This is a genomic window from Paenibacillus sp. LK1 (genome assembly GCF_002750415.1).
Classification (GTDB): domain Bacteria; phylum Bacillota; class Bacilli; order Paenibacillales; family Paenibacillaceae; genus Paenibacillus; species Paenibacillus taichungensis.
Genome location: NZ_PEII01000017.1, coordinates 141,990 through 155,582 on the forward strand (window position 1 = coordinate 141,990; position 13,593 = coordinate 155,582).

Consider the following 13,593-nt stretch of genomic DNA (forward strand, 5'->3'; position numbering starts at 1 on the left):
TTCATTTATCTGAATCATACATAATTACATAATCATTTCGATTTGGAGGAATAGACACCGGATTTATCCGAATAACTTATGGTGTAATTTACCTTTTTACTATATGATAAGTGTCGATTCATGTAAAAATAGCATAGTATACATACGTTCTTTTTGATGGAGGGATCAGGGTGTATTGTCACGTATGTGGGACCAAAAGCAATCCAGGGGACAGCACATGTAGAAAGTGTAGAACGAAATTAAAAGATTCAAGCTCTACCGATGAACAGATTTGGGCAGAAACAGCAGTTGGTCTGGAAAGTGGAACAGGAAAAGCACTAGATCAGTTATCCAGACAGCAGCAGTCTGCACCGAAGCAGAGCAATACGGCACAAGGCCGAGCATTTAGCTGGATTATTCCACTGCTTCTGGCAGCGGTGATGGGGGCCTTGTTGACTTATTATTACAAACAGGAGATAGGGATCAATGCGGAGGTAAAATCACTGCATCAACAGGCGGAGCAGGCTGCCTTAGATGGTAAATATCAAGAGGCGCTTCAACTTCTGGATTCGGCTCTTGCGAAACGGCCCAATGTTGATGGCCTTGTGAAGGATCGCCAAATTACAGCCAAAGCCTTCAATCTGATGAATCAGCTGAACGAAGCTGCGACAAGTTTGAAAACGGGAAAACTTGCTGCCGGTGACAAGACACTTCAGGCTGTAGCAAAAGTGTTGAAAGAGCGAGAAGAACCGGTTTTTGCCAAGGTGCGTACGACTCTAAACAACAACAAGGTGACACTGGCTGTCCTGAAGGTGAAGAAAGAAATCGATAGTTTGACAACCGTACAGGCACTTGCTGAGAAATTGGACACGGTATCAAAATTGAAAGGCAAGGAAGCAGAGGCGGTTCAGAAACAAATCATCGACAAGCTGGCTGGACTTAGCTATAAGCAAGCTGAACAGCAAGTGAAGAAAAAGGATTTTACGGCTGCATTGCAAACCGTTGATCAGGGGCTATCCTACGCGCCCGAGGATGACAAACTGACAGCATATCGCGAACGGGTGCTGAGTGAGAAGAAGGCTTTTGAAAAAGCAGAAGCCGAACGAATTCAACTTGCTGAGCAACAAGCGGCAGAAGAAGACTTGAAAAACCGCACAGCAGCGGTGAGCATTGTAGACGTAGAAGCGACGCTTGATATGTATGGCGACCTGTATATTAGCGGCTCAATCGTGAATAATGCCACTCGGCCTATCTCTTCCGTGACGGTTATGTTGGACATCTACAGCTCAGACGGGGCATATCTCGGTCAAACCTATGCGGATGTGTACCCAAGCTGGCTTGATGTAGGGGATCAGGGATTTTTTGAAACGTATTATTACGGTGTGTACGAGGAAGCTGAAGTTTCTGTAGTGAACGCAACGTGGTATCTGGAATAGGAGGACAGGTTGGAATGGCCAAACGAACATGGAGTACGATTATATCCAGTGCAATCATTATTGGAGCAGGAGCAGGAGGGGTGTTCTGGATTCATCAGTATTCAGCAGATCAACTGCAGGATGGACCAAGACTGGCTGTTGTCACTACGAAGGAAACGGCAACTACAGCGTCTAAACCGTCCTCCCAGACAACCGTGAAGAAAACACGTAAACAGATTATTGAAGAGAGTCAGAAGAAAGTGGTTACGATTGAGAGCAGCAGCGGACTGGGTTCCGGTTTTCTCTACAATGATCAGGGGGATGTGGTAACCAATGCTCACGTGGTGGAGGGCTCGAAAGAAGTAACGATTCGAACCCTGAATCATGAGGAGTATAAGGGAACCGTTATCGGGATTGGAGAAGAGACGGATGTCGCTGTCGTCAGGGTGCCTGATTTGAAAAAAGTTAACCCGCTGCCTATCGCCAAATCCAAAGCGGAGACGGGAGATGAGATTCTCGCTCTGGGCAGTCCGCTAGGTCTGGAGAACACCGTAACTACAGGCATTATCAGCGGTGTTGGTCGCAGCTTCGAAATTGCCCCGTATATCTATAGTAATCTGTATCAAATCTCGGCGCCCATTACACACGGCAATAGTGGTGGCCCACTGATCAGTGCGGACACCGGTGAAGTATTGGGCATTAATTCAGCCGTTGTGGAGCAGGAAGGCGGAATCGGGTTCAGCATTCCGATCACCAGCGTATTGAAGCAGGTCCAGGCCTGGTCTGAGAAACCATCATCTAAAACGGCGGTTCAGACGAGTGGCAGTCAGGGAGCAGACTCAGCTTCTTTGGAAGCGGAGGGTCTGGTGACCGAATTTTATATGAACCTGAATCTGAATGACTATGTTACCGCCTATGCCTTGCTTGGCAGTGAGTGGCAGAGCGGTATAAGTTATGCCAAGTTCCGTGAAGGTTACATCAACACCAGTTATGTTACCATCGCCGAAGTTTCGTCCTCGGATAAGTCAAATGATGAAATAGAGGTCACTGCGGTTATTACAGCGGATGAACGAAAAGATGGTGAATTGGTCACCACGAAATATAAAGTTACGTATCAAGTAGGTTATGAAAATGGACAACTGAAAATACTTCATGGCCAAGGGAAAAAAGTGAAATAAAGATGTGAAGGGAGAATGGGCGCCAAGCCGATTCTCCTTTTTGATTGCTTAAGTTTGATGGTTCTGTTAAAATACAGAACGAACGTTCAGTATGCAAGAGGTGGAGTGAAATGTATGAGTATGAATAAAAAGCAAATTCAAACCGAGCAGACCAAGAAGAAACTTGCGGATGCCTCAAGAGCTCTTTTTGTGCAAAAAGGGTATAAAGCAACTTCCATTGAAGATATTGTGACTGCGACAGGCAGCAGCAAAGGCAATATCTATTACCATTTTAAAAGTAAGGAAGGCCTCTTTCTGTATCTGATTGATGAGTGGGATCGGGAATGGGAAGAAAATTGGGCGGCCAAGGAACATTTGTATAATACGTCTACAGAAAAGATCTACGGCTTGGCAGAACAATTAATCCTCGACGATATGAATCACCCGCTAACCAAGGCGGCAGATGAGTTCTTTACGGGGGAAAAGAAAGAAAATGATATTGAAGAACGCATAGCTTTGATGTTTGAGCGGCATATTCAATTTAACAAACAATTGGTGGAACAGGGGATAGAGAGCGGAGAGTTCAATGCGGACAACGCTGACAATCTTGCTCTCATTCTGGAAAGTACCATTATTGGACTTAGTCAGCTGTCGCGCGGAATGGAGCCAGAACTGGCTCTTGCCTTGTACCGCCAAGCGGCTAGCGTATTCTTGTATGGAATAGCAAAAGATAAAGCTTAAGGCAACATTTTGACAACTACGGAGGATGGAATCATGGCATTACTTACACGGAACAGGGGCGCATTGCTGCTGTTAATGTTTAATATTTTTCTCGTTTTTACAGGTATAGGTCTTGTGGTACCTATTATGCCTGCGTACATGGATCTACTGCATATCACCGGGTTCACGGTTGGTTTGCTGGTAGCAGCATTCTCCTTCACGCAGTTTCTGTTTTCTCCAGTTGCGGGCCGTTGGTCTGACCTCTTGGGACGTAAAAAAATTATTGTTGGCGGGATGTTAATCTTTGCTGTATCGGAGTTTATGTTTGGTGCTGTGAATGCACCATCGCTGCTCTTTGCAGCCCGGATGCTTGGAGGGATCGGTGCAGCGATGATCTTCCCAGCAGTAATGGCCTATACCGCAGATATTACGACAGAAGAAGAACGCGGTAAAGGCATGGGATTAATTAATGCCGCAATTACTACAGGATTTATCATTGGTCCGGGGATCGGCGGATATATCGCTGACTTTGGTATTCGGATTCCTTTCTATGCCGCAGGTATTGCGGGTTTGCTGGCATCTATCATTACGTTGATTATTTTGCCGGAGTCGACCAGAATTACCGGAGAGCAAACCAAACCTGTTGCGGGTGCACCGAAGGTCAAAAGCCCGGGCATGGTTTCCCAGTTGCTGCATTCGTACCGGGAGCCTTACTTTTTCAGCTTGATTATCGTGTTTGTTATGGCATTTGGTCTGGCGAACTATGAGACGGTATTTTCACTGTTTGTGGATCACAAGTTTGGTTTCACGACAAAAGACATTGCATTCATTATTACGTTTGGTTCCATTGCGGGAGCCGTGGTGCAGGTCTCACTGATTGGCTGGCTGTTAAACCGGTTTGGTGAGAAAAAAGTCATTTCGGTCTGTTTGCTTTTTGTAGCCGTATTTGTACTGTTAACCTTGTTTGTGAACACCTACTGGATGATTCTTGTCGTAACGTTTATCGTGTTCCTAGGTATGGATATATTGCGTCCGGCAATCAGTACGCAGATGTCCAAACTGGCGGAAGAACAGCAAGGCTTTGTGGCCGGATTGAACTCAGCCTACACAAGTTTGGGCAATATCGCAGGTCCCATTGTAGCGGGAGCATTGTTTGATGTGAATATCAACTATCCTTACGTTTCAGCAGCTTTTGTTCTGGCAATCTGTTTCCTATTATCTCTGCGGGTGTTAAGAGGAGTTAACTCCACAGGCAACGCCAAAGCAGAAATGTAATCCTGATTTGAATAAGAATGCGTGAGTGAACCAACACAAAAAGCCAGTCGGCTACACATGAACGATGTGTAAACGACTGGCTTTTTAATTTACAGTATTAACGGACTTCTCCATTGGTTTCAATCAGTTTTTGATACCAGTGGAAGCTCTGTTTGCGGATACGTCTTAATTCCTTGATATCGAATTCTTCCCGATCCACGTAGATGAATCCATAACGTTTGCTTGATCCTTGATGTGTGCTGACCAGGTCAATCGCAGACCAAGGGCAGAAGCCGAATACATCTACACCGTCTGTAATAGCCAGTTGAATCTGTTCGATATGTTTATTGAAAAACTCGATGCGGTAGGGGTCGTTGACCACGTCGCCTTCCTCCAGTTTATCAAATGCACCCAGACCATTCTCGGTAACGATCAATGGCAGATGATAACGGGAGTAAATCTGACGAAGGGTAGAGCGGAAGCCGACCGGATCAATTTCCCAACCAAACTCCGTTTTTTGCAGGTTCGGATTCACAGATCCTCTATATGCACCCGGTTCTCCTACGATTTCGTGCTGATCTCCTGTATGGGAGAAGTCATTACCATCGTTTAGACTTTCACCAACGGTTTGGGAAGTATAGTAGTTGAACGCAATAAAGTCAGGGTTTCCTTGAGCCAGGATATCCATGTCTCCATCTTCAATGACAGGGGTATATCCTTTTTCTTCGAGATAACTCCAGGCAATATGATTGTAGCGTCCATATACCGCCATATCGAGATAGAGCCAGTTGCGAATGGCAGCATAGTTATCAGCAGCGAGCGTATCTTCCGGTTTGGAGCTCGCGGGATAGATTACACCGATATTGGGAGCCGGGCCGATTTTGGCTTCAGGCAGCATCTCATGACACAGGACCATGGCTTTGGCTTGAGCGACCAGCATGTGGTGATTTTGCTGATACAGTGTTTTTTGCGGATCAACAAGCGTTGTATCCAGTGTACCCAGAGAGCCAGGATGCAGGATCAACATATTTTGTTCGTTGATGGTCAGCCAATATTTGACCCGGTCACCGTAGTTTTCATAAAGCGTTTTGGCATATTGTTCAAAGGCATCTATCGTTGCGCGGTTGGACCAGCCCCCTTTTTCTTCAAGCGCATAAGGAAGATCAAAGTGATACATGGTCACGATGGGCTCAATGCCGTATTTAATCAACTCATCAATCAAGGAATCATAAAATGCCAGCCCTTTTGGATTTACTTCACCTGCGCCTTGCGGATAGATGCGTGTCCATGCGATGGAGAAACGGTAGGCTTTGAAGCCCATTTCGGCCATCAGGGCCACATCTTCTTTGTACATATGATAGTGATCACTGGTTACCTTGAAGTCGGTTACGCCTTCCACATGATTGCCCATGTCGATGACAGAAGGGCCTTTGCCATCTTCATTCCAGGCTCCCTCAATTTGATAGGCAGAGGTTGAACCTCCCCAGAAGAAATCTTTAGGAAATGGTTTAAGTTGAGTATGCTTCATTGTTAGTTCCTCCTAAATTGAATACATATGATATGAGTTGAGTTAGACAACCAAAGTCAACAGGACATCGTTTTTCTGTACATGCTCTTGAGTCGTTTCGAATACATCCACTTCCTGCTGCGTAAGAGTAACAATGACAGGAGTCACCGTTTCGTATCCGGCTTCTTTAATTTTATCGATTTCAAATTGGATCAACAGATCGCCTTGTCTAACGATATCGCCTTCCTGAACGACAGGATTGAAATGTTTTCCCTTCAGCGCCACCGTGTTAATACCAATGTGAATCAAAATCTCGGTACCTGCGTTGGTCGTTAATCCAATGGCATGTCCAGTTGGGAAGAGTGAAGTTACAACGCCATCCACGGGAGCGACGACTTCACCAAACTCAGGAACAATCGCCAATCCTTTGCCCATGGCACCTGTTGAGAAAGCAGGGTCGTTAATGGTGCTTAAGGCTACAGCTTTACCTGTAAGAGGACTATAAATTTGTTCCTTCTTGATTTCTGTTGTTTTGGTCTCAGGTACTACAGGAAGTTCTTCCGGTGTACTTTCAGTCGAAGTATTGGAGACAGATTCATTTTTGTCGGAAGCTGTGTCTTTGCTTTTGCTTTCATATCCGAACATCACGGTTAATACCGCTGCTACAGCAAAGGAGCAGGCGATCGCAATCACGTATACAACCGTTGGTGTATAGACAGGAATGGCAAATATATTGTGGAACACATAAGCAGTCATTTTAACACCGAAGTGACCATTAATGGCACCGCCGATCGCACCTGCAATGACAACGATAGGAATCACTCGTTTATAACGCAAGATCAGACCGTATACGATCGGTTCAGTGACACCTGCAAGTAAACCGGTGAGGCTGGTGGAGCCTGCAAGGGTTCTCAGGGTTTTGTTCTTTTTGGCTTTCAGGAAAATACCAAATGCTACACCAATTTGTGCAAACACGGCTGCAGCAGCCATAGCTTCAATTGGATCGCCGCCAACCCCGATATTCTGAATCGTGATTGGTGTGAAGCCCCAGTGGAGTCCGAAGACAACCATGAAGGTCATGAATCCACCCAGTACAATTCCTGACAAAATACCGCTGACGCCAATAAGCCAAGTTACGCCGGAGGAAATCCAGTCACCTACCGTGGTGCCAAATGGTCCGAAGGCCATTGCGGACAAAGGAACCATAATCATCAGTGCAATCATTGGTACCAGGAACAATTGCAGATCTTTCAAAATGATTTTCTTCAGTAGTTTGTCAAGTACAGCGTAGATGCTGATCGATATGAAGATCGGGAACACGCTGGCTGAATAATTCATCATGACAACCGGTATGCCAAGGAACGATACATCCGAGCCTTTATCCATCAGTCCGGTAAAGTTCGGCTCCATCAGGGCGGCACCAATTACCCCGGCTACATAAGGATTGGCTTTCAGTTTCATACCAAGTGTGATACCGAGGAAGATAGGTAAGAAATAAAAGACTGCGTTGCCGGCAGCAGATAGAATCAGGTACGTGTCACTTGTATCAGACATCCATCCAAGCATGGTCAGGACAGTCAGCAAAGCTTTTAACATACCTGATCCTGCCATGGCCGGGATTAACGGTGAGAAACTTCCGGATATAATTTCAAAGACTTTGGATAATACCGAGGTTTTTTCTCCTGTAGACTCAGCGGATGAGGAAGAATCTCCTCCAAAATCTCTGTTCTTCATGATCTCTGCATATACATGAGCCACATTGCTGCCAATGACGACCTGGAACTGTCCACCGCTTTCGACAACGGTAATGATACCATCGTGTTTCTCGAGCGTTTCTCGTTCTGCCTTTTTCGAATCCTTCAGATCGAATCTCAGCCGGGTTGCACAGTGGACAAGCCCGTTAATATTGGCTTCTCCGCCGACGAGGCGAACGATGTCATCCCCCATTTTTTTATGATCCATGTTCATTCTCCTTTGTTGTTAAGATTGCCTGAAAACAAAAAAATACCTAAACGAATGGCTATGATCATCAGAAAAATGACCCGTTGCCAATCATTTAGGTATCGCCTGCTTTACCAGTAACAATCCTTGTCGTTAAGTTGTGAGACCTACTATAAATGACGCCGAAATCGTTTGCAAGCTTTTTTTATTCAGCGTCCAGCATTTCGTTACGTGAAGTGACACGGTGGATGTGGATCGTCAAATACACTTTTTCATCAATGGACATGGCGCTTTCAAACTTCTCTTCAAGGTATTGATTAATCAATTGTGTACACTGAAAAGCCTTGGCATATTTGTCTTTAACCTGCTCATACAGGAAGTTATCACCCGATGCAAATTGCTCTTGTTCATTACTCAGCATTCTTTGTACAAAGTATTGCAGATGGGTAATAAACCGGGAATAATTAAATGAATTTTCATCCAGGGCAATGTGGTAATGATTGGTGACAATATTGAAAATATCATCAATAACCTCGGTAATTTCAACCGTTTGTTTCATACCCTGACCATCTTGCCGGGCGTTGACAAAGTGCATGGCAATAAAGCTGGCCTCATGCTCATCCATTTGGATGCCGAATTGTTCCTGAATCAGATTCACGGCATTCATGCCAATCCAAAATTCCTTTTTGTAAAATTTCTTGATTTGCCATAAAAGGGAATTCTTCAGCCCGACGGATTTACGGTACCGGGTAATGGCAAACTGAATATGATCGATCAATGATATATAGATATTATCACTAAAAATATCGCCCATTTCCTTTTTGGCATAGCCTACAATTTCGTCAGCCAATTTTAAATATTCAACCGATGTTTCACCGATCAGGTCAATCAATTTTTGCGGTATTTTATCCGATTTCAGCACAAAGGTTTTCTCGATTTTATCCTCATCCACGGGCTGTCCATTCTTCTTCTTGAAGCCCAGACCGTTGCCGATGACAACAAACTCTTGGCCTACCTGATTCTCGGCGCGAATGACGTTGTTGTTGAAAATCTGTCGGATGATCATGTATGTGTTCACCTCAATAGCTCGTAATAATAACAAAAAACCCAAACAAAGGCTTATTAGACAGCCTTTTGTTTGGGTATCGCCTGCTTACCAGTAACAATCCCGAAGAAGACACAGCTTCCTCTTTCAATTATGTCCACTATACCGCTTTCATAACAGAATAACAATACAATGATTTATGGAAATGAACGTAAAGACGTCAATTTTTGTTATAATAAGAAAGCTGGAAGTGAAGAAGATGGGCTGGGTTGCATAATAAGTTACCGAGGACGGTCATTTTTAAGCATATACAGGATTATTGGAGTGATAACATGAGCAAAGCAAAAGGAAAAGGTGGCACCGGCCGTGGTACTGGCAAAAAGGGCTGGAATCGTTGGCAAGCCGCCGCTAACCGGGCGAAAAGTGCCCCGAAGCCTTATAAAAGTAAAGGTACAAAGAATAAAACCGATGCCGAAACGCCAAGTGACAAGTCCCAGTAAGTGGGCACAAGATAAGTTGGAGAAGAGATCTGACCTGAAACAGGGCAGCTCTCTTTTTTTTGGGCTTGATGCGTTAAAAAAATTATGCTTAACAGAGCCTAATAAGTGATATCCAAATTGCCGATATAAATGGTAAATTACCCCTGTGTAGTGTCGACATACTACCTAGAACAAAGGAGATTTGTCATTGTCCAATAAAAGAATGATACTCACAATTAATCTGTTTATGGTTGTTACGCTTACTGCGTGCAGTTCTTCGTCTGGTATTCCCAATACTCCTGCGGTCTCCAAATCCATTTCTTCGGAAAAGACGGTTAATGAAACACCTGTAACAATGTTTTCTAAGAACAAGGAAGTGGAGATAACCCTCTCTTCGGATTGGAAGGTTTCAACAGAACTTACTAATCCATCACTATTGAAGTTAGCGACAGTGGATCGAACGAAGTCCATCCGAATCGACCGAGTGAACCGGGCAGACTACTTACCGGATACGTCATTGACTGATTACATGGCAATCCACAAGAAAAATATTGAATCCACACAAGGCCCAAAGAGAAAGAAAGATGAGATCATCAGAACCAGCAATCTAACTATTGATAAAAAGGAGGCTTACGTAAAAGAAGGAAGAACCAGTTATGAGAGGAATCAATTCGGGTACATTACAGCATACCTAGAAAGTAACCACCATTTTTATATCATTACATATACATCGATGTATGAATTTACGTTAGCAGACCGGGAATTTTTCGAAAAAATGTCTCAACAATTTCGGATATTGAATGATGAACCATCAGACCTTGTCCTTTCATCGACGGATCTTACATCGCATCAGGGAAAATATTCTCAATTCCAGATCCGTACTCCATCTAATTGGGAAGTTCAAGATTTTGAATTACGGGGTTCAGATCTGGATATCTCTCTCCAGGCAAACAATGATTACATGTCGATATATCTCGAACCAAAGGAAGAATCTGATTCCGATCTAACGTTAGAGGAGTATGGACGTTATGTCGCTGAAACGTATGCTGATCCAGAGAACTCCATTCTCGTTCCAGAACGCACGCCTGTTGAAATCAATGGTTTGAAGGGGATTCAGATGGAAGGGTACCAAGTAGTAAATAAACGTAAGATTGTCCAGCTACACACCATTTTAGAAGCTCAGGATCATTTTGTAGAGATCGTGTTCTATACGGGTGAGGGTCGATATGATCGGGTAAAGAATGAGTATCAGAGATATACAAGTACCTACAAGGAAAATAAAAGGTGAAGTTATAAAGGTATAAGAGATCTGCCCACCCGATATCTGGATAAGATCTCTTAAATCTGTAATACAGTCTATTATATAGCAGCTTGAATGAAAGAAGATGACTCCGAAACTTCAAGTGACAAGTCCGTTTAAATGGGCACGAGATAGAGTAGAGAAGGGAACTGACCTGAATACAGGGATGGTCTCTTTTTATTTTATCGCAAGCGCATCATATTAAACGAATAACAAAAAAACCAAGACGCAGAGGTACCCTCAAGCATCTTGGTTTTTTGTTATTAACGTTCTTATTGTTTACTTGGTATTCAGCTCTAGTTGGCCCTTACTTTAAAGAAGGAGATCAGTTCTTGCAATTGGCCCGATACAGCCGAGAGTTCATCAGAGGCTGCAACAATGGAAGCCATGGATGATTCCTGTTCGGCAATGGATTGCTCAATCTGTTTGCTGCTATGTGCTGCTTTGCTGACGCTCGCAGACAACTCATCCGCAGTAGCGGACATTTCCTGTGTGCTGGCGGATATTTCTTCGGTGGAGCTGGAGATATCCTGAATTTGGTTAGCGACTTTGTTCGTAGCTGTCAGAATATCTTCAAAGAATTGCCCCGTCTCCATAGTGACCTGAGATCCCTTCTCCACTTCTTGGGAGCCAAGCTGCATGGCTTCGGAAGATTGAAGGATATCGCGCTGAATGCCATCAATTAAGGTACGGATTTGTTTGGCAGAATCCTGGGACTGTTCAGCGAGTTTGCGGACTTCCCCTGCGACAACCGCAAACCCTTTTCCTTCCTCACCTACACGAGCCGCCTCAATGGAAGCATTCAGGGCGAGCAAATTAGTCTGATCTGCAATTTGTGTAATCATATTTACGATGCTGCTAATTTCGTTGGAGCGGCTTTCCAGAGACTGTATCGATTCCGACGTGTGCTTCACCGCACCAGAGATGAGTCTCATCTGCTCAACCACTTGTTGCATAATCTCATGACCTGTATTGGAACGTTGTTCCATGCTTAATGCCTCATCCGCTACATCTGCAGAACTGCTGGCAATCGTCTGCACAACGGTAGACATTTCTGTCATTGCTCGGGCACTTTCCACGCTGGCCTGATCCTGGGAGCGAAGGCCGTGAGAGATGTCCCGGATATTGCTGCTGATCATCTGGATATTATCATTATTTTTCTCGGAAATATCTAATAATTTCTTGGATGAGTCAGAGAGGTGATAGGATGTCGTTTGGACTTTGAACATCGTGTCATTGAATCGCTGAATCATCGTATTGAATTTTTCATTGATAATGCCCAGATCATCCCGTCCGGTTTGAATGGTTACATCCAGATTGCCTGCGCTTGCAGTCTCAATCCCCTTCATAAGGTCCCGGATTGGCTTAAGTGTTTTCTTCAATAGGATGTACTGCAGTACCATAAACAGGATCAGGAAACCGATAAGGAAAATACTACTGTATGTAATCAGCTTATGAAGTCCTTTTGGAACTGCGTTTGCATCAACGTCGAAGTAAAGTGCGGCGTACATTTTTCCTTCGGCATTTTTAATAGGGTACATAATCGTAGTCCAAGTACCGTATTCGTCCGTATAAAAGCTGCTTAATGCAGGTTCCTCGTCGTTTTTCATACCTTCAAGAGCTATAACGTTTTTCTGTGGTAATGGATACATTGAACCTGCTGCCATATTGCTTTCTTCAAAAGGCCCCAACAAATTAGTAGGAATCGCAATGATGGACGTTTGATTTCCTTCCTTCAGTTCAGTGCCGAAGATATAGGCTTGTGCAATATTAGGATATAGCTCGTGGATGGAATCCAGGTAATCTCTTAATTCTTTCTGAACAGGTCCAGAATAACTTTTCTCTTGTACTGCTTCAAGTACTTTGTCTGTATCCAGATCTTCAAACCATTTCTGTGTTGTAACTTCAGCCTGCTCGTACAGTTGTTGACTCAAAATATTCTTTTGCAGTTGATATCCCGCAGTAATCAGAATAACCCCAATCAACATAATGCTGCCGAATGAAATAACGAGATTTTTAGCAAAGAAGGGAAGAGTACTCCACCTTATCTTATTTAACAACATAGTTCACTCCTTTTTCTAATTGTGACCATCTGGATGCGTGTTCGCTCTACGTATGGTGCTTTGTATCCATGTGATATATCGTAATAGGGTTAGACTAATGTTAGTTTTTGAATGAAAATGATGCTTTAGTACCAAGGTTTTCAGAATTTCCCTCATTTCTTTCATTATTGTGTTCATTATTAAAAAATGCGCAAATTCATAAGGGGAATTTCATTAAAGATTGTGGAAATTAAATGCCCCAAAGAATAAGACCCCTTCATTTTAAGAAGTGAATTGTGCCTAACATGTATATACATAAAGGAAAGAGGGATTTCTGTTGAAATTAAGATATGCGCATATATGAAATACATTAATACGCAAAAATGACTCTAAACGAGGCTTTACGAATATCGGAAAGATCACTGAACAATATCCTATTACTGTAATGAAAGCAGCAGTAAATAGACGAAGCTAGCTTTATAAGTAATGACATTAATGAGGAGAAGTTTTCTCGGCACTACGAAACAAACTGTTCATTAGAGCTTAGGCGTTAGGATGACAACCAATAGAGGCTGTCCCATAAAACTCAAAGAGCGGTTCTGTAGATTCCGTTGGCTTAACAACTGCTGGAGTGCATTTATAATAGGAGAGTAGATCAACCCAATGTAGTGAATAAAATTAATTTATAATATGGGTTGTAATTAGTATTAGAACATGTTATATTATTAATCCGGCCAAGAAAACACGAGAAACA

10 protein-coding genes are annotated in these 13,593 nt (G+C 43.5%); 6 read left to right on the forward strand and 4 right to left on the reverse strand.

The window, feature by feature from the left end; all coding sequences use genetic code 11:
• The first annotated feature begins 170 nt into the window (after positions 1–170).
• From CS562_RS29025 to CS562_RS29040, 4 genes are all read left to right on the forward strand, one after another.
• Entirely contained in the window at positions 171–1,415 is a 1,245-nt protein-coding gene (locus CS562_RS29025; protein ID WP_099859038.1) for an FxLYD domain-containing protein, read from the forward strand.
• Between the two features lie 14 nt (positions 1,416–1,429).
• Positions 1,430–2,572, forward strand: a complete 1,143-nt coding sequence (locus CS562_RS29030; RefSeq protein WP_099859039.1) for a trypsin-like peptidase domain-containing protein — start codon at positions 1,430–1,432, stop codon at positions 2,570–2,572.
• A gap of 120 nt (positions 2,573–2,692) precedes the next feature.
• Positions 2,693–3,292: a TetR/AcrR family transcriptional regulator gene (locus CS562_RS29035; protein ID WP_099859058.1), complete on the forward strand. Its 600-nt coding sequence runs from the start codon at positions 2,693–2,695 to the stop codon at positions 3,290–3,292.
• Positions 3,293–3,325: 33 nt separating this feature from the next.
• Positions 3,326–4,546 carry an MFS transporter gene (locus CS562_RS29040; protein WP_099859041.1) on the forward strand — a complete coding sequence of 407 codons (1,221 nt, stop codon included), beginning with the start codon at positions 3,326–3,328 and terminating at the stop codon, positions 4,544–4,546.
• Between the two features lie 97 nt (positions 4,547–4,643).
• On the opposite strand, the gene CS562_RS29045 is transcribed toward CS562_RS29040, so the two are convergent.
• The 3 genes from CS562_RS29045 to licT all read right to left on the reverse strand — a co-directional run bounded on the left by CS562_RS29045 (position 4,644) and on the right by licT (position 9,039).
• Positions 4,644–6,053 carry a glycoside hydrolase family 1 protein gene (locus tag CS562_RS29045; protein ID WP_076291676.1) on the reverse strand — a complete coding sequence of 470 codons (1,410 nt, stop codon included), beginning with the start codon at positions 6,051–6,053 and terminating at the stop codon, positions 4,644–4,646.
• Positions 6,054–6,095: 42 nt separating this feature from the next.
• Positions 6,096–7,994, reverse strand: a complete 1,899-nt coding sequence (locus tag CS562_RS29050) for a beta-glucoside-specific PTS transporter subunit IIABC (RefSeq protein ID WP_099859042.1) — start codon at positions 7,992–7,994, stop codon at positions 6,096–6,098.
• Positions 7,995–8,178: 184 nt separating this feature from the next.
• The gene (gene licT / locus CS562_RS29055) at positions 8,179–9,039 is read right to left on the reverse strand and encodes a BglG family transcription antiterminator LicT (RefSeq protein WP_076291678.1); all 861 of its coding nucleotides are present in this window, start codon (positions 9,037–9,039) and stop codon (positions 8,179–8,181) included.
• A 311-nt stretch (positions 9,040–9,350) separates the two neighbouring features.
• Here licT and CS562_RS29060 point away from each other — a divergent pair, with 311 nt between their 5' ends.
• The gene (locus CS562_RS29060) at positions 9,351–9,518 is read left to right on the forward strand and encodes a DUF3934 family protein (RefSeq protein WP_064506465.1); all 168 of its coding nucleotides are present in this window, start codon (positions 9,351–9,353) and stop codon (positions 9,516–9,518) included.
• Positions 9,519–9,705: 187 nt separating this feature from the next.
• Positions 9,706–10,785, forward strand: coding sequence for a hypothetical protein (locus tag CS562_RS29065; protein ID WP_099859044.1), 1,080 nt, complete (start codon positions 9,706–9,708; stop codon positions 10,783–10,785).
• A gap of 308 nt (positions 10,786–11,093) precedes the next feature.
• On the opposite strand, the gene CS562_RS29070 is transcribed toward CS562_RS29065, so the two are convergent.
• The gene (locus CS562_RS29070; protein WP_409347644.1) at positions 11,094–12,857 is read right to left on the reverse strand and encodes a methyl-accepting chemotaxis protein; all 1,764 of its coding nucleotides are present in this window, start codon (positions 12,855–12,857) and stop codon (positions 11,094–11,096) included.
• Positions 12,858–13,593 lie beyond the last annotated feature (736 nt).

Coding starts and splice junctions, on each gene's coding strand:
- CS562_RS29040 (WP_099859041.1), top strand. CDS start 3,326: ATGGCATTACTTACACGGAACAGGGGCGCATTGCTGCTGTTAATGTTT.
- CS562_RS29035 (WP_099859058.1), top strand. CDS start 2,693: ATGAATAAAAAGCAAATTCAAACCGAGCAGACCAAGAAGAAACTTGCG.
- licT (WP_076291678.1), bottom strand. CDS start 9,039: ATGATCATCCGACAGATTTTCAACAACAACGTCATTCGCGCCGAGAAT.
- CS562_RS29030 (WP_099859039.1), top strand. CDS start 1,430: ATGGCCAAACGAACATGGAGTACGATTATATCCAGTGCAATCATTATT.
- CS562_RS29050 (WP_099859042.1), bottom strand. CDS start 7,994: ATGGATCATAAAAAAATGGGGGATGACATCGTTCGCCTCGTCGGCGGA.
- CS562_RS29060 (WP_064506465.1), top strand. CDS start 9,351: ATGAGCAAAGCAAAAGGAAAAGGTGGCACCGGCCGTGGTACTGGCAAA.
- CS562_RS29045 (WP_076291676.1), bottom strand. CDS start 6,053: ATGAAGCATACTCAACTTAAACCATTTCCTAAAGATTTCTTCTGGGGA.